This is a genomic window from Serratia sp. BNK-10 (assembly GCF_047456065.1).
Lineage (GTDB): Bacteria > Pseudomonadota > Gammaproteobacteria > Enterobacterales > Enterobacteriaceae > Serratia > Serratia ureilytica.
On the sequence record NZ_CP179894.1, the window covers coordinates 4,945,256 to 4,963,730 of the forward strand.

Annotated in this window: 16 protein-coding genes; 6 read left to right on the forward strand and 10 right to left on the reverse strand. The window is 57.8% G+C overall.

Annotated elements, in window-relative coordinates; genetic code table 11:
• The first annotated feature begins 23 nt into the window (after window positions 1-23).
• On the forward strand, window positions 24-1,286 hold the full coding sequence (locus tag ACMGG9_RS23745; protein WP_033645134.1) for an ATP-grasp domain-containing protein: 1,263 nt from the start codon (window positions 24-26) through the stop codon (window positions 1,284-1,286).
• Window positions 1,276-2,226, forward strand: coding sequence for a hypothetical protein (locus ACMGG9_RS23750; protein ID WP_096242698.1), 951 nt, complete (start codon window positions 1,276-1,278; stop codon window positions 2,224-2,226). Before ACMGG9_RS23745 ends, ACMGG9_RS23750 begins: the two co-directional genes overlap by 11 nt.
• Window positions 2,227-2,293: 67 nt before the next feature.
• Here ACMGG9_RS23750 and ghrB read toward each other — a convergent pair whose 3' ends face one another.
• The 8 genes from ghrB to ACMGG9_RS23790 all read right to left on the reverse strand — a co-directional run bounded on the left by ghrB (window position 2,294) and on the right by ACMGG9_RS23790 (window position 9,729).
• The gene (gene ghrB, locus ACMGG9_RS23755; protein WP_033645132.1) at window positions 2,294-3,271 is read right to left on the reverse strand and encodes a glyoxylate/hydroxypyruvate reductase GhrB; all 978 of its coding nucleotides are present in this window, start codon (window positions 3,269-3,271) and stop codon (window positions 2,294-2,296) included.
• A gap of 73 nt (window positions 3,272-3,344) precedes the next feature.
• Window positions 3,345-4,613 (reverse strand): MFS transporter, encoded by a 1,269-nt coding sequence (locus ACMGG9_RS23760; protein WP_033645131.1) that lies wholly within the window; start codon window positions 4,611-4,613, stop codon window positions 3,345-3,347.
• A 139-nt stretch (window positions 4,614-4,752) separates the two neighbouring features.
• On the reverse strand, window positions 4,753-5,718 hold the full coding sequence (locus ACMGG9_RS23765; protein WP_047026010.1) for a sugar kinase: 966 nt from the start codon (window positions 5,716-5,718) through the stop codon (window positions 4,753-4,755).
• 7 nt (window positions 5,719-5,725) lie between these two features.
• A complete protein-coding gene (locus ACMGG9_RS23770) occupies window positions 5,726-6,478 on the reverse strand; it encodes a sugar phosphate isomerase/epimerase family protein (protein WP_333550370.1) in 753 nt (250 codons plus the stop codon).
• A 165-nt stretch (window positions 6,479-6,643) separates the two neighbouring features.
• Complete coding sequence (locus ACMGG9_RS23775) at window positions 6,644-7,678, reverse strand: LacI family DNA-binding transcriptional regulator (RefSeq protein WP_004933951.1); 1,035 nt, start codon at window positions 7,676-7,678, stop codon at window positions 6,644-6,646.
• 124 nt (window positions 7,679-7,802) lie between these two features.
• Window positions 7,803-8,465, reverse strand: coding sequence for an OmpA family lipoprotein (locus ACMGG9_RS23780; RefSeq protein ID WP_033645129.1), 663 nt, complete (start codon window positions 8,463-8,465; stop codon window positions 7,803-7,805).
• Between the two features lie 248 nt (window positions 8,466-8,713).
• Window positions 8,714-9,166: an N-acetyltransferase gene (locus ACMGG9_RS23785; protein WP_033645128.1), complete on the reverse strand. Its 453-nt coding sequence runs from the start codon at window positions 9,164-9,166 to the stop codon at window positions 8,714-8,716.
• Window positions 9,163-9,729, reverse strand: coding sequence for a DNA-3-methyladenine glycosylase I (locus tag ACMGG9_RS23790; RefSeq protein ID WP_042783395.1), 567 nt, complete (start codon window positions 9,727-9,729; stop codon window positions 9,163-9,165). The genes ACMGG9_RS23785 and ACMGG9_RS23790 overlap by 4 nt, the downstream gene beginning before the upstream one ends.
• Before the next feature lie 197 nt (window positions 9,730-9,926).
• On the opposite strand from ACMGG9_RS23790, the gene ACMGG9_RS23795 reads away from it, so the two are divergent.
• Both ACMGG9_RS23795 and ACMGG9_RS23800 read left to right on the forward strand, forming a co-directional pair.
• Window positions 9,927-11,915, forward strand: coding sequence for an autotransporter domain-containing esterase (locus ACMGG9_RS23795; RefSeq protein WP_033645126.1), 1,989 nt, complete (start codon window positions 9,927-9,929; stop codon window positions 11,913-11,915).
• A gap of 592 nt (window positions 11,916-12,507) precedes the next feature.
• Entirely contained in the window at window positions 12,508-13,254 is a 747-nt protein-coding gene (locus ACMGG9_RS23800; protein ID WP_033652310.1) for a helix-turn-helix transcriptional regulator, read from the forward strand.
• Here ACMGG9_RS23800 and ACMGG9_RS23805 read toward each other — a convergent pair.
• On the reverse strand, window positions 13,201-13,875 hold the full coding sequence (locus ACMGG9_RS23805; protein WP_033652309.1) for an acyl-homoserine-lactone synthase: 675 nt from the start codon (window positions 13,873-13,875) through the stop codon (window positions 13,201-13,203). The genes ACMGG9_RS23800 and ACMGG9_RS23805 overlap by 54 nt on opposite strands.
• 474 nt (window positions 13,876-14,349) lie before the next feature.
• On the opposite strand from ACMGG9_RS23805, the gene glyQ reads away from it, so the two are divergent.
• The gene (glyQ, locus tag ACMGG9_RS23810; protein ID WP_004933966.1) at window positions 14,350-15,267 is read left to right on the forward strand and encodes a glycine--tRNA ligase subunit alpha; all 918 of its coding nucleotides are present in this window, start codon (window positions 14,350-14,352) and stop codon (window positions 15,265-15,267) included.
• A 9-nt stretch (window positions 15,268-15,276) separates the two neighbouring features.
• Entirely contained in the window at window positions 15,277-17,346 is a 2,070-nt protein-coding gene (gene glyS / locus ACMGG9_RS23815; protein WP_414161755.1) for a glycine--tRNA ligase subunit beta, read from the forward strand.
• A 40-nt stretch (window positions 17,347-17,386) separates the two neighbouring features.
• Here the strand turns inward: glyS and ACMGG9_RS23820 are convergent, their stop codons facing one another.
• Window positions 17,387-18,391: a Fic family protein gene (locus ACMGG9_RS23820; protein WP_414161756.1), complete on the reverse strand. Its 1,005-nt coding sequence runs from the start codon at window positions 18,389-18,391 to the stop codon at window positions 17,387-17,389.
• Window positions 18,392-18,475 lie beyond the last annotated feature (84 nt).

Consider the following 18,475-nt stretch of genomic DNA (forward strand, 5'->3'; position numbering starts at 1 on the left):
TATAGTACGGAGTAACCCGCTGCATGGACATCAAAGACACGAAAAAAATCGTCATCCTCGTTGACGCCTACTCATCCGGAAATGATGTGGCACCGGAATTCAATAAAAAAGGATACGGGTGCGCGCACATTCAAAGTCGAGAAGATATCCCGGCGAAGCTGCTGAATAGCTACAGAGGGGATGATTTCTTTATCAGTTTGCAATACACAGGGGATGAGATCCTCAATCAATTGCAAGAGTATGATGTTATCGCGGTGATTGCAGGCTGTGAAACAGGCATTGAACTCGCAGATCATCTGGCTGAGCTTCTGGACCTGCCCGGTAACGATACCGGCACGAGCCGTTCTCGCAGGAATAAATACCTGATGCAGGAGTGCTTGAAAAATAGCGCGATCAATCATATCCCCACGCTCCGATTAACTACCCTTAAAGACGCCACGCAATATGCGACCGAGCTGTTTAAAAAATACCGGAAGCTGGTCCTAAAACCCGTTGACAGTGCAGGCACGGACTCCGTTTTTGTTTGCAAAACGGTTGAAGAAGTTGAAGCTCATTCGGGTGATTTGTTCAAAAAAAGCAATCAGCTCAATTTAAAAAATGAAGTCATTATTCTGCAGCCTTTTATTGAGGGGGAAGAGTACGTCGTCGATACTGTCAGTTATCAAGGCCGTCACAAGATCTGTGCGATATGGAAGATGGGCAAGGGCAGTTACAACGGGGCCGATTCCATCTGTGAGTTCACCGAACTGACCTCCTTCGATGCGCAGAATCACGCTCAGCTCAAAGATTACATCTTTAGCTGTCTGGATGCTTTAGGGATCACGTTTGGCGCAGCGCACTCGGAACTGTTTTTAACCAAAGACGGTTGGACGCTAATTGAAACCGGGGCCAGACCGCACGGCGCGGGTTTTCCGGCGTTGTCATCCCTGGCGTTGAAGCGCACGCAGATTGACGAACTGGTACTGAGCGTGTGTTCAACCGAGGCATTCCTGGAAGCGGTCGCAGAGGAATATAAACCGTTAAACTATTTAAAAATTAAAGAGCTGATATCTTTTAGCGCTGGCACTATCAAGGCCGTTAAGCATGTCGATACCATCGCCGGTTTGCCATCCTACAAGAAATCAAATCTGCCGGATGTTGATCAGGAAATAAAACTCACGACGGACGTTTACAGCTCTCCGGGCTGGATTGCGTTAAGCCACCGTTGCGCCGATCAGCTCAATGCCGACTATCAATATATCGTTGGCCTTGAAAGTAAGGGCATGTTTGAAGTCTATGAACAGTAAAATCAAGGCGTCCGGCCCAACGTACATTCTTGGATATTGCATCCTGGGTGCGGCCATAGATGTTTTTCTCTCAGGTTTGTTGCAGAGCATCGATCTGTTCGTATTATTGTTTTGGACTTTCACCTTGACCTGGCTCGGTTTCTTTGTGATCTCCGTGCTGTTTTTCCCCGTCAAGCTGCGAGCTTGCCTCAACGCCTGGAAGTTAATTCTATTATTGAATATCTCTACGCTGGGAGCTTGGGTTGGGCTTTTCGTTGGGTTGAAATGGACGGAGCCCTCCATTCTGGTGGCCATGCTTTTTGGACTGAGCCCGATCATTTCTGTTTTCATTGAGATTTATAACCGAAATTCGGTGGGTGTAAAAAACATCGTTATAGCCGTGATGCTGGCTTTTATTGTCGCCGTGCTGATGATATTGGCCGTGAAAGGGCAGCGTTTTAACCCCTTCGATTCAAACACCCTATTTGTTCTGGCGCTTGGCTTAGTGTGTCTCGTCACCTCAACCTGTATGGCTGTCGGCACCTATATTGCAAAATCATTGTCCAAACAAGCGTTTAACGCCGTCAATATTCAGTCGTTCAGATTTCCCTTGCTCATTGGCGTTTGCGCGCTGATGTTGCCGAGCGAAGGCGTATTGGCAACGACGCAATCCAGCTTCTGGATGTACCTGCCGATCATCGTCATATTAGGGAATATATTGCCGCTATGGATGCTGCAAAAGGGTATTGAACTCACCAGCGCCTTGACCACCAACATTATTGTGAATGTTTCACCCTGCATTACGCTGTTGCTGGAGGCTTTTGACCCGTCGATAGCCTACAGCCATATGAAACTGGCGGTGTTGGTGATGCTGCTGCTGGTCATGCTGATCGCCAATGACGACGTGGGCAAATTTGTCGTCAGCAAGATAAGGGGGAAGCCCGTGAGTTTGACGGAGTGAAAATACTCCGTCGACAGCCGCAAAAAGCGGCGAGGCCGGCGATCCGCAGATCGCCGGCCTCGATAAGTTATTTCTGCAACAGCTGCGGGTTGACGCAGTTTTCTTTCACCGTGCCGGTCAATGCCGCGATCAAGTTATCCACCGCGCAGGCGGCCATGCCGTAGCGCGTTTCATGGGTGGCGGAGCCGATGTGCGGCAACGCCACCACGTTCGGCATGCTGAGCAGCGGCGAGTCGGCCGGCAGCGGTTCCTTCTCGAACACATCCAACCCCGCGGCGTGGATCACGCCGTTTTGCAGCGCTTCGATCAGCGCCTGCTCATCCACCACCGGCCCGCGGCCGGCGTTGATCAGAATGCCGCTTTTCTTCATCTTCGCCAGCTGATCGCGGCCGATCAGATGGAAAGTTTGTTCGGTCAGCGGCAGCGTGATGCAAACGAAATCCGACTCGGCCAGCAGGGTATCCAGATCGCAGCGGCGGGCGTTGAAGCGTTGCTCCGCCTCTTCGTGCGTGCGGCGGGCGTTGTACAGCACCGGCATGCCGAAGCCGAAGTGCGCGCGCTGCGCCAGCGCCAGGCCGATGCGGCCCATGCCGAGGATGCCGATGGTTTTGTGGTGCACGTCGACGCCGAACCAGTCCGGCCCGATGCTGCCGCGCCATTCGCCGGCCTTGACCCGTTCCGCCACTTCCACCACCCGGCGCGCCGTCGCCAGCACCAGGCTCATGATGGTGTCGGCGACGGTTTCGGTCAGCACCGTCGGGGTGTGCATCAACAGCACGTTATGGGCGTTGAGCGCCTCGACGTCGAAGTTGTCGTAGCCGACGGAAACGGTCGAAGCCGCGCGCAGTTTGGGCGCCTGCTGCAGGAAGGCTTCGTCAATTTTGCCGCCGGAACCGATGATCCCTTCGGCCTGCTGCAACGCCTGGCGCAGTTCCTCGCGGTTCTCCGGCTGCAGGCCGTTGAACGCGTGTACGGTGAAGTGTTGTTCCAGACGTTCACGCAGGTCGGCGGGCAGGCTTTTGTACAATACGATAGAAGGTTTCATCACGAACTCCAGCTGGGCCAAAGGGGGCCTGGCGCCCCCTCGGGTTGATTGACAGAGAAAAAGTATAACCGGATCAAGCCATCTGCGGCTGGATCTCGTTGCGGGCGGGCTTGACGATCAGCGTCAACACCACCGCCACCACCAGTGCGATAGCCATAAACATGTAGGAAGCCGCCGGGCTGCCGGTGGCGCCGTTCAGGTAACCGACGAACCAGGAACCGAAGAACGAACCCAGCGCGCCCATGCTGTTGATCAGCGCCATGGCGCCGCCGGCGACGTTTTTCGGCAGCATTTCCGGAATGATGGCGAAGAACGGCCCATAAGGGGCGTACATCGCGGCGCCGGCGACCACCAGCAGGCCGTAAGAGATCCAGAAATGGTTGGTGCCGACGGCGTAAGAGCCGAAGAACGCCAGCGCGCCGATCAGCAGCAGCGGCCAGACAAACAGCTTGCGGTTTTGCATTTTGTCCGACGCCCAGGAGACCACGATCATGGCGATGGTCGCCGCCAGGTAAGGCACCGCCGACAGCCAGCCGGCTTCCACCATGCCCATCTGCATGCCGCTGCGCAGGATGGAAGGCAGCCACAGCACGAAGCCGTATACGCCGATGCTCCAGGCGAAGTACTGCACGCACAGCAGGATCACGTTGCGCGAACGGAAGGCTTCGCCGTAGTTGCGCACGGCCTTGATGCCTTTCTGTTCTTCGTCCAGCTGCTGTTGCAGCGCCTGTTTCTCATCGGCGCTCAACCAGCCGGCCTGTGCCGGTTTGTCTTTCGCCAGCACCCACCAGCAGAACGCCCAGATGACCGCCGGAATGCCCTCGATGATGAACATTTCGCGCCAGCCGAAGGCGTGGATCAGGTAACCGGACACCACCGACATCCACAGCACCGTCACCGGGTTGCCGAGGATCAGGAAGGTATTGGCGCGTGAACGCTCCGATTTGGTGAACCAGTTGCTGATGTAGATCAGCATTGCCGGCATCACCGCCGCTTCCACCACGCCGAGGATAAAGCGGATGGCGGCCAGCATCGGGATATTGCTCACCACGCCGGTCAGCGAGGCGCAGCCGCCCCACAGGATCAGGCACCAGAAGATCAGTTTTTTGACGCTGCGGCGCTCGGCGTAGATGGCGCCGGGAATTTGGAAGAAGAAATAACCGAGGAAAAACAGCGCGCCCAGCAGTGAGGCCATGCCCTTGGTGATGCCGAGATCCTCATTGATGCCGGCGGCGGAGGCGAAGCTGAAGTTGGCGCGATCGAGATAGGCCAGGCTGTAGGTGATAAACACGATGGGCATGATGTACCACCAGCGTTTGGCCGCGACAGTCGCTTTGTTCATGTTCAGTATCCTTCAGTGGTGTTGCATCCCCTTCGCCCAGCCCGTTGGGCATGAAAGACGAAGGGGCAGATGCTCTCCCGACGCGTCCCGGTTGTAGGGCCAGAGGCTGACGTCATGCGGAGAAGTCGTTTTTTTATTGTTATTCGGCCAGCGCCGCGCGGGTCGGCAGGCCTTCGCTGTCGCCGATGGCCTGGATCGCCAGCGAGCCGATTTTGTTGCCGCGTTGCACCGCCTGTACCAGCGTTTTGCCTTCCAGCAGGGCGCTGAGGGTGCCGACGGCAAAGCCGTCACCCGCCCCTACGGTATCCACCACGTTGTCGACCTTGACCGCGGCCACCGCCGCTTTATCGCCGGCGGCGGTTTTAAACCAGGCGCCGTCCGGGCCGGTTTTGATGATCACCGCCTGCACGCCGCGCTCCAGATAGAAATCGGCGATGCCTTCCGGCGTCGACTGGCCGGTGAGGATCTGTCCCTCTTTCAACCCCGGCAGCACCCAGTCGGCGGCGAACGCCAGCTGGTTCAGCTGCTCGATCATCACCTCGCGGCTGGGCCACAGCACCGGGCGTAGATTGGGATCGAACGAAATGGTTTTGCCCATGGCGCGCATCTCGCGCGCCGCATGGTGGCACAGCGCCAGCGATTCGCCGGACAGCGCCGCCGCCACACCGCTCAGGTGCAGGTGGCGCGCGGAACCGAAATACTCGCGGTTGAAATCGGCGACTGACAGGCGGCTGGCCGCCGAGCCTTTACGGAAATATTCCACGCTGGGATCGGTACCATCGGTAGTCTTGGATTTCACCTGAAAACCGGTCGGATAGTGGCCGTCGACCGTCACCTGCCGGTAGTTGATGCCTTCTTTTTTCAGCTGCTGCAGGGTGAAGCGGCCAAACGAGTCGTTGCCGACGCGGCTGACCCAGCCGACGTTCATGCCCAGACGGGCCAGGCCGATCGCCACGTTCAGTTCGGCGCCGGCGATGCGTTTGGTGAAGGTTTCCACCTCCGCCAAATCGCCGGTCTGCGCCGCCACGAACATCGCCATGGCTTCACCCAGCGTGACCACATCCAGGGGCGCCTGGTGCGCCGTCGTTGCCGTTAACGTTGTCATCATGGGGTTACTCCGCACGCAAAATATTGACGTAATGGCGGGTGACGGCTTCCAGGTCATCACCCTGCAACGGGAATTCGATGCCGCGCGGCGCATCGTGCGGCAGGCGGGCCAGCAGATCGCGCCAGCTGCCGTCGGTATCGTCCAGCGCAATGGCGCGCCAGCCGCGCTGGCCTTGCGTCGCGGCCTTGACGTGCACGTAACCCACGTGGCGGGCCAGGCGCTCGGCGGCGGCGAAGGCGTCTTGCCCCACCCACAGCCAGTTGGCCATATCGAAGGTCATGCTGACCGGCAGGTGGCTATCTTCCGCTGCATGGAAAAAGGCGTTCAGCATCGACAAAATGCCGCAGTCCGGCGTTTGGTCGTTCTCGACCACCAGTTTGACCGGATGTTGCTCCAGCGCCACTTTCAGCTCGGTAAAATCGAAGCCGGGGCGGAAATGGCCGAGGGAGAGCTTCAGCTGGCGCGCGTTCAGCGCCTGCGCTTCCGCCAGCAGCGCCGGCAGGTTGGGATTCAGCGTATGTTGCGGAGTGAACAGCGCCTCAGGGGCGGAATAGACGGCGAACAGCTGCTGGCGTTCTATCTCCTGGGCCAGCGCAGGCAGGCTGTCCAGTTCGCCGGCGGCGAACAGTTCGCGGCGGATCTCCACCCCGTCGGCGCCCGCGCCGGCGATGATGGGCAACAGCGCGCGCTGGCCGCCCTGTTGTTTGACGGTATCGGCGCCGTAGGCACCGGTGACCACGATGATTTCTGTTTTCATTTTGACTCCTGAGGCGGCATTGTCGCCGCCGCTGCTGTTACCGGTACGTTAAATGGAACCGGTTCCAGTAGAAAGCGACAGAGTGTAAAAATATGATCGCAATCACGAAGCTGAGCAAAAAACAGCCGATGAAGGCGGGGCGGTTAAGGCCCCGGAGAAGGCGGGTTAGCGGGTGGTGGAGCCGCGGACGATCAGCTCGCCGGAGAACATCTGCTCGCCGCTGGGGGCGGCCAGACCCTGAATACGCTGCACCAGCCGCTCCAGCGCCGCGTGCCCCATTTGGTAGGTGGGTTGTTTCAGCGTGGTGATGCCGACGCCCGCCAGTTCCGCCCACTCCAGCTCGTCGAAGCCCAGCAGGCCGATGTCGTTGCCCCACTGGATGCCGAGCCGGCGCATGGCGCGCGCCACCTGCAGCGTCAGGGCGCCGTTGGCGGAGATCACCGCCTTGCGCATGCCGCGATGACGGCCGCTGAAATCGCTCAGCACCTGTTCCAGTTTTTGCCGATCGTTGAGCGGCGTTTCGGCCTGCTCCGCCAGCAGCGCAGGGTGCTGCGCCATGGTATGCCTGAAGGCGTGCAGGCGTTCCAGGCGGGTATTGACCGTACCGAGCGGTTCGCTGAGGAACAGGATCGCTTCGAAGCCTTGTTGCAGCAGGTGCTCGGTGGCGACGGTGGCGGCTTCACGGTTGTTCAGGCCCACTACGTCGCAGGCGAAGTCGGGGATTTTGCGGTCGATCAGCACCATCGGCAGCATCGACTGTTGCAGCGTGGATAACGCTTCCTCGCGCATGCCGACCGCGTTGACCACGATGCCTTCCACCCGGTAACTGCTGAGCAGCTGCAGGTAGTGCTGTTCCTGATTGACTTCGTTGTTGGTGTTGCACACCAGCAGGGTAAAGCCGTGTTGGCGGCAGGCGGCCTCGATGCCGCGCATCACGTCCACCGAATAGGGGTTGGTGATATCGGCGAGGATCAGGCCGATCAGGCGCGTTTGGCCGCCCTTCAGGCTGCGCGCCATCTGGCTTGGGCGGTAGTCGAGCTGCTGGATCGCCTGTTCGATGCGCTGTTTGAGATCGTCGGAAAGCAGGTGCTGTTCACCATTCAGATAGCGTGACACGCTGGTCTTGCCGGTTTTGGCGATGCTCGCTACATCGCTGATGGTGGCGCGTCCTGAGGCGCGCGTTGCCTTGACAGTGCTCACAGCCGATCCCTCCTGCGGTTAATTGCCAAGGAGACTACCATACCCGGCGTGCGGGCGGGAATGTTGAAGGATAAGGAGAAAATCGCAGGGAAGCGGCGGGGCGCCGGTGGCGCCCCGCGCGGGATTATTGCAGCGGGCTGAGGGTGATCTCGACGCGGCGGTTTTGCGCCTTGCCTTCCGCGGTGCTGTTGGACGCGATCGGGTTGTCCGGGCCGGCACCGGCGGTGCGGATACGGTTCGCCGCCACGCCCTGGGTGATCAGCGCGCTGGCTACGCCATCGGCGCGCTGCTGCGACAGGTTCATGTTGAGCGAACGGGAACCGGTGCTGTCGGTGTAGCCGATGACGTTGACTGCGGTTTTCGGATACTCTTTCAGCACCATAGCGACGCCGGTCAGGGTGTTGGCGCCCGCCGGTTTCAGCGTGGCGCTGCTGCTGTCGAAGGTCACGTTGTTCGGCATGTTCAGCACGATGTTGTCGCCCTGACGGGTGACGCTGACGCCGGTGCCTTTCATCTTGTCGCGCAGTTTGGCTTCCTGCACGTCCATGTAATAGCCAGCGCCGCCGCCGAGCGCCGCACCGGCCGCCGCGCCGATCAGCGCGCCCTTGCCGCGATCTTTCTTGGAAGAGGACAGTACGCCGACGCCGGCGCCCAGTGCGGCCCCGAGGCCCGCGCCGATGCCGGACTTGCCGACTTCGGATTCGCCGGTGTAAGGGTTGGTGGTACAGGCCGACAGCGTGAGTGCGACGCTCACTGCGCCGGCAATAATTGCAATGCGTTTTTTCATGTTCTTGTCCTTAATGGCATCAATATCTGTACGCGCCGGCCCAACACGGGGGCGCAAAAAAGTAGGCGACGCAGGTGGGGCCCGCATCACCGCGCTACTATGACGCGTTGGCTCGCCGGCAGTTCCGGAGAAAAACGTGACAAATGATGAGCGCGGGTAAGTGCTGGGGGAGTTATGCGACAAAACGCCGGGCGGCGCCATGCAGCGGATTCCTAATTGCGCGCCGCCAGGGCGCGAATGCGCCTTTTTTAACCGTAACCGGTTGAATTCTCGATTGCCGGCCAGTTCATGATCAGCGTATAGGCCTGGGTTTCGTCGTTAAACAGGCGCTGCGTTACCTGAAAACCGTGCTTGTGGTAAAACGCGCAGGCGCGCAGGTTTTGCTGATAAACCTCCAGGCTGAGCCGGCGGTAGCGCTGCTGCACGTGCGTCATCAGCGCCCGGGCTACGCCGCGGCCGTGATACGCCCGATCGACAAACAGCGCGCCGATGAACTGTTCGTCCAGCACGCTGATAAAGCCGACGATCTCGTTTTCATGCCAGCAGGCCCAGCTCTGCGCGCGCGGCAGGTAATTTTCCCGCACCAGTGCGGCGCTTTCACGCCAGTATTTTTCCGCCACGAACGGATGGGCGGCGATGGTGCTGGGCAGCCACAGCGCCATCAGCCGGTCGATATCCGCCGGGCCACAGGGGCGGATCACCGTGGCTTTGGGTAGCACATGCACCCTGTGAGATGATCGTTCACCAGCCCGCTGGCCTGCATGAAGGCGTAACAGATGGTGGAGCCGATAAACTTGAAGCCGCGCTTTTTCAACGCTTTGGACATGGCGTCGGACTGCTCGGTTTTGGCCGGAACCTGGTTCAACGCCTGCCAGCGGTTGAGCTGCGGCCTGCCGCCGACGAAGTCCCATATGAAGGTGACGAAATTCTCGCCGGCCGCCTCCATCGCCAGATAGGCTTTGGCGTTGGTGATGATGGCTTCTATCTTGCCGCGGTGACGGATGATGCCGCTGTCTTGCAGCAGCCTTTCCACGTCTTGTTCGGTCATGGCGGCGACCCGCTGCGGATCGAAATCATGGAAGGCGCGGCGGTAGTTCTCGCGCTTTTTCAGCACGGTGATCCAGGAAAGACCGGCCTGTTGTCCCTCCAGACACAGCATTTCAAACAGCTCGCGCGCGTCGGTGGTGGGCGTGCCCCATTCCTTGTCGTGATACTCGAGATACAACGGATCGGCCGTCACCCAACCGCAACGTTCGTCTGCCATCCTGAATGTCCTTATGCTGTATTTATGAACAGTAATCATCGCTCGAAGCGGCGAACTTGGCAAGCCTCTGATTGTTTTGTCCGCAGCCCCGCTTGACGTGACGAAAAAGCCGACAATAGTTACTACATGGCCGGTGGAAAACCGGCCAACGATAAAAACGACATTGCCTTCATTTGCAGGCTCTCAGGAGTCGATTCATGCCTCTAAAAATAACATGCATGCCCCGCCCGGCGGCGCTTGCAGTGGCGTTACTTTGCAGTGTGACCCTTCCGGTTCAGGCGTATGACCAACTCTACGTCTTTGGCGACAGCCTGAGTGATACCGGCAACAACGGCCGGTTCACCTATGACGGCAGTCAGCACCTGCTGTACGACGAAGCGTTGGCGCAACGCATCGGCGCGGCGCTGGTGGCCTCGGACAACGGCGGTGAAAACTACGCCGCCGGCGGCGCCGTGGCGGTGCCGGGCCTGAACCCGGTCGACAACACTCAGGATCAGGTGCAGCGCTACCTGAATCGGGTTAACGGCCAGGCCGATGGCGACGGTTTGTATATTCACTGGATCGGCGGTAACGATTTGGCGGCGGCGGCGCTGAACGCCGCTACCGCGCCCGGCGTGGCCTATAACAGCGCCGCGGCCGCCGCCGCGCAGGTGCATTCGCTGCTGAACGCCGGCGCCGGCACGGTGATCGTGCCGACGGTGCCGAACATCGGCTCCACGCCGCAGCTGATGGAGCTGATCATTCAGCAGGCGCTGCCGCCGGTACAGGGGGCGGCGATTCAGGCGGCCTATGCCACGCTCAATTCGGTGGCTACCCCGGACAACGCTTCGCGCACGCAGGCGATCCACGCGGCGTTGGCCGCCGCGGCGAAGCAGGGCAGCGCGATCCCTCAGGTGCAGCAGGCGATCGCCGCCCAGCTTGTGGCGGCGTATGACAGCCTGAGCGCGCAGGCCGCTCAGCTGACCGATTTCTATAATCAAAGCGAAGACCGTTTGCTGGCGCAGGGGGGCGGCAATATCGTGCGGGTGGACGTGAACAAGCTGTTCGCCGAAGCGATCGCCAATCCGGCGCAGTTCGGCTTCGCCAACACGGCCGGCATGGCTTGTCCGGCGGGCGTTTCCTCGGCGGTTTGCCGTTCCGACATGCCTGGCTTCGACGCCGGCCAGTCCTATCTGTTCTCCGACCATTTCCACCCCAGCCCGCAGGCGCACCTGCTGATTGCGGATTATATCCAGGCGGTGTTGGATGGCCCGGCGCAGGTGGTGGCGCTGAATCAGGCGACGGCGGCGATGGCGCGTGACAGCCGCGCCACGCTCGACAGCCGTTTCCAGCAGCTGCGCAACGGCGACAATCCGCAGGGCTCGCTGGGCGTGTTCGGCGGCTACGCAGGCCAACACTATGACTATGCCGATAACCGGGCGGCGGGGGATGGCAACGCCACCACCCACAACCTGACCGTCGGCGTGGACTATCAGCTGACCGACAGCTGGTTGATCGGTGCGTTGATCGCCGGTTCCAACGACGATCAGCATCCTTCCAGCCGCTATGACTACAAGGCGCGTGGGGTGCTGCTGTCGGCCTTCAGTTCGCTGGCCATATTCGAGCAGGGGTGGGTCAATGCCGATCTGCACTATGCGACGATGGATTATGACGACATCCGTCGCAGCATGCGGTTGGGGCCGCTGACGCGCACCGAAACCGGTTCGACCTCCGGCAAGCAGTGGGGCGCGCGCGTGACCGCCGGCTATGACTTCCCTATCGCTGCTTACCTCACCACCGGGCCGGTGGCGCAGTTCGCCTGGGATTACAGCCATGTGTCCGGCTACAGCGAAGACGGTGATGACAGCACCGCCATGCGCTTCAACGATCAAACCTATCATTCGCAGATCGGCGCGTTGGGCTGGCGGTTGGATACGCAATTCGGCGTGTTTAACCCCTATGCGGAAGTGAGTTATCAGCATCAGTTCGGCGATGACGTCTACCGCGCCGGCGGCGGCCTGAAATCGACGCAAACCTCATTTACTCGCGACAGTGCGGGTCAGGACAAAAACTGGGTGGATGTCACGCTGGGGGCCAACATGCCGTTGACGGATAGAGTGTCGGCCTTCGCCACCGTCTCGCAAACCGGCGGCCTGAGCAGCGGCGAGCAGTTTATGTATAACGTCGGCGTCAGCGCGCGCTTCTGAGAACTCTCGGGAGAGGATGGAGCCTGTGACGGCGAGATGGCGAGGCGATGTGGGCGGATGAGACTGTACTTTAGTACAACTATCATTTATCGCTGAAAGTTCTTATCGTTATTGCATAACGATAAAATACAGCGCTACAAAAAAAAACTGATCCTATAAAGGATCAGGTAGCCACTTGGCCAACACCAGGGAAAATTTTGGTTATTATTGTATATCCAAATCTTCACTGTCAATGGCTTTTTCCCTTCATCATCGGATGCGGGGCGTTTTCGCCTGCCTGTCTGGCCCCCTCTCATCTTCAACGCGACAGAACGCTTTTGTCAGATGCATGTCATGATGCCGAGTTGTTATGATTTTGTTTTCTTTGTGTTTCTTTGCCGGATAATGCCCTCTGCCGCCCCTTCTTCAGCGACGCGCTTATTTCTCGATTAAATTAGTTTCCCCTCCGAAATTATTTTAATTGACTCTTTAAAACGCCTGTTGATTATTAACGCTTCCTATTATGCCTGTCGGTTTAATTTACTTGGCGGCGCAACCGGGTTATACTCTTCTCAGTTTTATAGTGATGTTATTTCTTGAAGAGGATTGGTGAGTGTCTAACTTTTTTTTCAATAATGAAACCATTAATGCCTCTATAAAAGAAGAGTTGGAAAGCGGGCTGAGCAAATACAATAATATAAAATATGCTTATGCTATAATGAATAAAAGAAATCCGACTAGCTTTTCAATCATTTCCAATAGAACGGAGTGGTTCGAGTTTTATATCAAAAACAACTATCAGTTTATTGATCCTGTTTTGATTACCGCGTCACATAGAATTACCCCGTTTACCTGGGATAAAGATTTGGAAATTGGCGCAGGATTAAAATTGCCAAAGATTTTTGATATGGCCAAGAACTACAATATTATTAATGGGTATACTTTCGTCTTGCACGATCATCATCATAATCTGGTGGTGTTATCCATTATGTTGGATAAGCATTGTGATGCGGATGTTGAACAGCAGATTGACAATAATAAGGCCGAAATTCAAATGCTGCTGATTACCATGCACGGCAAAATGACGGCGCTCTACCAGGAAATGAGCACGCCTGCTGACTTTGAAAAAATGAACCAGCGAGAGTTTTTCTCCAAGCGTGAAAATGAGATCATCTACTGGGCGAGCTTAGGTAAATCCTATCAAGAAATTGCCCTTATCCTGGGAATAAAACTCACCACCGTAAAATATCACATCGGCAACGCCGTCAAAAAGCTTGGCGTCACCAATGCCAAACATGCCATCAGGTTAGGTGTGGAGCTGCAGCTCATCCGGCCGCTTCTCGCTGACTCGGAAGGATAATGGCCAGGAATCCAACGGGTTATCCCACTTTGTGGCGTGTTGGTTGATGCGCGCCAGCAATCTGTTCCGGTTGGCATCGTCTATCGGCAGATAGATCAGATAAATATTTTTATTCTTTTCGGAGCATCCGGTTTTTACCACCGAGATATGCCAGCCGGAGCGTTGGAAAATAATGCGCATCGGGTGACTGATAATGGCGTATATGCCTTCGTAGCCGCAGCTTCTTGCATAGTTTATCATCGACAGGAAAAGCATGGTGCTAATTGGCGCTTGATGGAGTTGAAGTGCTTGAATGCGCGCCTTGTCTATAAATAATCTGCTGGCTTCAACGTAATTCCCTTCGGGGAGTTTTATACCGTTAAAGTAATTGTCGAATACGCCATCGCTGATCATGTTTGGGTATTTCGTTTCGATAAATCGCAAGCTGCAAATGACGTGATCTTGGTAGGTGCCGAAAATATAGGTGGCGTGACGGTTGTCGTATTCGTCAAACTCCATGTTATTTTCGCAATTAACGAGCCAGTCTAAACGGTCTTTAAACGTTTTTTTTCTTAAAGAGAATAGTTCTTTCGATCTGTTATCTGGCAGCAAATTATAGTCTACGTCAAAGAGCTCTATCATTTTCAATCTTTTTCCTAAGCGACTTAAATGGCTTTTTAGCTGCGGCTGTTATTTGTTCTTGTTATACTACCAGAGTCACTATGGCAAGTAAATTTCAGTCGATGCCGCGTTGGTGAGAATAAAGTAAATATATAACACTGAGTTATGTTTTTTTTCATTCCATTCACTTATTTGAATATTGTTCAACACGCCTGTTGTTTGTCGAAGAAGCCTCAAGCTGCCGGTAGTGGAAGCATGCGGGGGATGAATCGGCGTTTCTCTAAAGCCAGCCGATACCCGAGCCTGCGAAAGCGGTGCGGTACCTCGCCCTCTGCGGCGCCGATGCTGCCGACGTTTTTCTTGGCCGACGGGTGAAAATCCAGCGCTTCTCGCCCCGATTCGCACTTGTTGCCGGATTCTGGCTGTATATCTTACGGTCAAAGGGTATACTGGCGCATTCCATATAAATCCACTTGTATCGCGTGCGAATTCAACATGCAAAAGTTTGATACCAAGACCTTCCAGGGCCTGATCCTGACACTGCAGGATTATTGGGCGCGCCAGGGCTGCACCATCGTTCAACCATTGGACATGGAAGTCGGCGCGGGAACCTCACACCCGATGACGTGCCTGCGCGCACTGGGGCCGGAGCCGATGGCCGCCGCTTATGTGCAGCCATCCCGTCGCCCGACCGACGGCCGCTACGGCGAAAACCCGAACCGTCTGCAGCACTACTATCAGTTCCAGGTGGTGATTAAGCCATCGCCGGACAACATTCAGGAACTCTACCTGGGCTCGCTGAAAGAGCTGGGTCTGGATCCGACTATCCACGACATCCGCTTCGTGGAAGACAACTGGGAAAACCCGACGCTCGGCGCCTGGGGCCTGGGTTGGGAAGTGTGGCTGAACGGCATGGAAGTGACGCAGTTCACCTACTTCCAGCAGGTCGGCGGCCTGGAGTGCAAGCCGGTGACCGGCGAGATCACCTATGGCCTGGAGCGTCTGGCGATGTACATCCAGGGCGTGGACAGCGTGTACGATCTGGTGTGGAGCAACGGCCCGCTGGGCGTCACCACCTACGGCGACGTGTTCCATCAGAACGAAGTGGAGCAGTCCACCTACAACTTCGAATACGCCGATGTCGACTTCCTGTTCTCCTGCTTCGAGCAGTACGAGAAAGAAGCCCAATCGCTGCTGGCGCTGGAAAAACCGCTGCCGCTGCCGGCCTACGAACGCATCCTGAAGGCGGGCCATACCTTCAACCTGCTGGACGCGCGCAAGGCGATTTCGGTGACCGAGCGTCAACGCTACATTCTGCGCATCCGCACGCTGACCAAAGCCGTTGCCGAAGCCTACTACGCTTCCCGCGAAGCGCTGGGCTTCCCGATGTGCAACAAGAAGAACGAGAACTAAGAGGCAGCCATGACTCAACAGACTTTCCTGGTGGAAATCGGCACGGAAGAGCTGCCGCCGAAGGCTCTTCGTTCCCTGGCGGAATCTTTCGCCGCCAACTTCACCGCCGAGCTGGACAACGCCGGCCTGGAACACGGTGACGTGAGCTGGTTCGCCGCACCGCGCCGTCTGGCGCTGAAAGTGGCCAACCTGAGCGCGGCGCAGGCCGATCGCGAAATTGAAAAACGCGGCCCGGCGATCGCTCAGGCGTTCGACGCCGAAGGCAAACCGAGCAAAGCGGCCGAAGGCTGGGCGCGCGGCTGCGGCATCACCGTCGATCAGGCGGAGCGCCTGGTGACCGACAAGGGCGAGTGGTTGATGTACCGCGCCCATGTCAAAGGCCAGTCGGCGCAACAACTGCTGGCCGGCATGGTCAGCACCGCACTCGGCAAGCTGCCGATCCCGAAACTGATGCGCTGGGGCGATTCCGACGTGCAGTTCGTGCGTCCGGTGCACACCGTCACGATGCTGCTGGGCGCCGATCTGATCCCGGGCACCGTGCTGGGCATCGAATCCGCGCGCACCGTGCGCGGCCACCGCTTCATGGGCGAAGCCGAGTTCACCCTCGACAATGCCGACCAATATCCGCAGATCCTGCTGGAGCGCGGCAAAGTGGTCGCTGACTACGAAGCGCGCAAAGCCCTTATCAAACGCGACGCCGAACTGGCGGCGCAGAAGATCGGCGGCAAGGCCGATCTGAGCGACAGCCTGCTGGAAGAAGTGGCCTCGCTGGTGGAATGGCCGGTGGTGCTGACCGCCAGATTCGAAGAGAAATTCCTGGCGGTGCCGGCGGAAGCGCTGGTGTACACCATGAAGGGCGACCAGAAGTATTTCCCGGTGTACGACGCCGCAGGCAAACTGCTGCCTAACTTTATCTTCGTGGCCAACATCGAGTCGAAAGACCCGCAGCAGATCATCTCCGGCAACGAGAAGGTGGTGCGTCCGCGTTTGGCCGACGCCGAGTTCTTCTTCAACACCGACCGCAAAAAACGTCTGGAAGACAACCTGCCGCGCCTGGAAACCGTGCTGTTCCAACAGCAGCTGGGCACCCTGCGCGACAAAACCGATCGCATCCAGGCGCTGGCGGGCTGGGTTGCCGGCCAGATTGGCGCCGACGTCAACCACGCCACCCGCGCTGGCCTGTTGTCGAAGTGCGACCTGATGACCAACATGGTGTTCGAATTCACCGACACCCAGGGCGTGATGGGCATGCACTATGCGCGCCACGACGGTGAGGCGGAAGACGTCGCCGTTGCGCTGAACGAGCAGTATCAGCCGCGCTACGCCGGTGATGCGCTGCCGCAGTCGCTGGTGGCCTGCTCGCTGGCGATCGCCGACAAGATGGACACCCTGGCCGGCATCTTCGGCATCGGGCAGCATCCGAAGGGCGATAAAGACCCGTTCGCGCTGCGCCGCGCCGCGCTGGGCGTGTTGCGCATCATCGTCGAGAAAAATCTGCCGCTGGATCTGCAGACTCTGACCGAAGAGGCCGTGCGCCTGTACGGCAGCAAGTTGACCAATGCCAAGGTGGTCGACGACGTGGTGGAATTCATGCTGGGCCGCTTCCGCGCCTGGTATCAGGAAGAAGGCCACGCGGTCGATACCATTCAGGCGGTGCTGGCGCGCCGTCCGACCAAACCGGCCGACTTCGACGCGCGCGTCAAGGCGGTATCCCATTTCCGCACGCTGGACGAGGCGGCGGCATTGGCTGCGGCCAACAAACGCGTCTCCAACATTCTGGCCAAGTCTAGCGAAACGCTGAACGACAGCGTGCGCGCCTCGGTGCTGAAGGATGCGGCGGAGATCCAGCTGGCGACTCACCTGGTTGTGCTGCGCGACAAGCTGCAGCCGTACTTCGCGGCGGGCAACTATCAGGAAGCGCTGGTGGAACTGGCCGCGCTGCGTGAGCCGGTGGATGCGTTCTTCGACAACGTGATGGTAATGGCGGACGATGCGGAAGTGCGCGTTAACCGCCTGACGCTGCTGAGCAAACTGCGCGAGCTGTTCCTGCAGGTGGCGGATATCTCCGTGCTGCAGTAAGCGATTCTCTGCTGTGAAAAGGCGCCTGCGGGCGCCTTTTTTATGGTTGGCGTAACAGTCTGATACCGGCAGCGGTCAAGCGATAGCGTTGTAAACGGCTCTTGGGTTTATTCGGTAGCGTCATTTCAATCCAACCCGCATTCAAGGCCGGCTGTAGATAGCGCTCGCGGAAAGATTTTCGATCTTGCAACTGTAGAACATTCTGGAGCGCTTCTCGCGACATCTCCCCTCGCAGCGCCGCTAGCAAGTCAGCGACTTGGGGGGTGACTTGGGGGGTGACTTGGGGGGTAATGCTCAGCTCAAGCGCTTTTAGAATCATTTCCAGCATGAATTCAACGAAGGGTGAGCAATCGGTCTTTTGGTTGCTGGCATTCAGCGCCTGGTAATATCCGGGTTGGTTATCATGTACCAGGCTCTCAACCGGCACGTTGGCGAACAACGGATCCCAGCGTGACAAAATCAGCGTTTGCCACAACCGTCCCATACGGCCGTTTCCATCGGCAAAGGGATGGATAAATTCGAATTCATAGTGAAATACACAGCTGCCGATCAGCGGTGGCAGGTCGGTTTGTTGCAGCCAGATGAGCAATTGACGGATTAGCAACGGTACGCGTTCCGCCGGTGGAGCCATATGGATCACAACATTGCCGTTCATCACGCCGACGCCGCTTTGACGATAGCGGCCGGCATCAGGCAGTAAGCTGTTCATCAACATCCCATGTGCGGCAAGCAGATCGCGTTCATTTTCGGGATGCCAATGATTCAGGTTGGTATAGCAATGGATGGCATTCATCGCTTCCTGAACGTCACGCGGAGGGGCGATGACGCGCTTACCTGCGATGATAGCGGTGATTTGCTCTTCGCTCAGGGTATTGCCTTCGATCGCCAACGAACCTTGAATAGTGCGGATCCGATTGATGCGCCTTAGCCGCAATGCATGCTCTTGTTCCGCTTGTATCGTCAAACGGGCCAATGCGGCGCCGACGTCTGTCGCCAGATGCAGAATGGAGGGCGTGATGGTCAACGGTGGCTGATAAGAGGACATGAGCAAGTTGGCCCGACGATAAACGTTGGAAAAGTGTACCATGCGTGCGTGGCACGTGCAGTACGCCGTTTTCAACCGCCCGGC

What these genes read in the sequence shown, in the direction of transcription:
- ACMGG9_RS23745 (WP_033645134.1), top strand. Translation starts at nt 24, where the DNA reads ATGGACATCAAAGACACGAAAAAAATCGTCATCCTCGTTGACGCCTAC.
- ACMGG9_RS23750 (WP_096242698.1), top strand. Translation starts at nt 1,276, where the DNA reads ATGAACAGTAAAATCAAGGCGTCCGGCCCAACGTACATTCTTGGATAT.
- ghrB (WP_033645132.1), bottom strand. Translation starts at nt 3,271, where the DNA reads ATGAAACCTTCTATCGTATTGTACAAAAGCCTGCCCGCCGACCTGCGT.
- ACMGG9_RS23760 (WP_033645131.1), bottom strand. Translation starts at nt 4,613, where the DNA reads ATGAACAAAGCGACTGTCGCGGCCAAACGCTGGTGGTACATCATGCCC.
- ACMGG9_RS23765 (WP_047026010.1), bottom strand. Translation starts at nt 5,718, where the DNA reads ATGACAACGTTAACGGCAACGACGGCGCACCAGGCGCCCCTGGATGTG.
- ACMGG9_RS23770 (WP_333550370.1), bottom strand. Translation starts at nt 6,478, where the DNA reads ATGAAAACAGAAATCATCGTGGTCACCGGTGCCTACGGCGCCGATACC.
- ACMGG9_RS23780 (WP_033645129.1), bottom strand. Translation starts at nt 8,465, where the DNA reads ATGAAAAAACGCATTGCAATTATTGCCGGCGCAGTGAGCGTCGCACTC.
- ACMGG9_RS23790 (WP_042783395.1), bottom strand. Translation starts at nt 9,729, where the DNA reads ATGGCAGACGAACGTTGCGGTTGGGTGACGGCCGATCCGTTGTATCTC.
- ACMGG9_RS23795 (WP_033645126.1), top strand. Translation starts at nt 9,927, where the DNA reads ATGCCTCTAAAAATAACATGCATGCCCCGCCCGGCGGCGCTTGCAGTG.
- ACMGG9_RS23805 (WP_033652309.1), bottom strand. Translation starts at nt 13,875, where the DNA reads ATGATAGAGCTCTTTGACGTAGACTATAATTTGCTGCCAGATAACAGA.
- glyQ (WP_004933966.1), top strand. Translation starts at nt 14,350, where the DNA reads ATGCAAAAGTTTGATACCAAGACCTTCCAGGGCCTGATCCTGACACTG.
- glyS (WP_414161755.1), top strand. Translation starts at nt 15,277, where the DNA reads ATGACTCAACAGACTTTCCTGGTGGAAATCGGCACGGAAGAGCTGCCG.
- ACMGG9_RS23820 (WP_414161756.1), bottom strand. Translation starts at nt 18,391, where the DNA reads ATGTCCTCTTATCAGCCACCGTTGACCATCACGCCCTCCATTCTGCAT.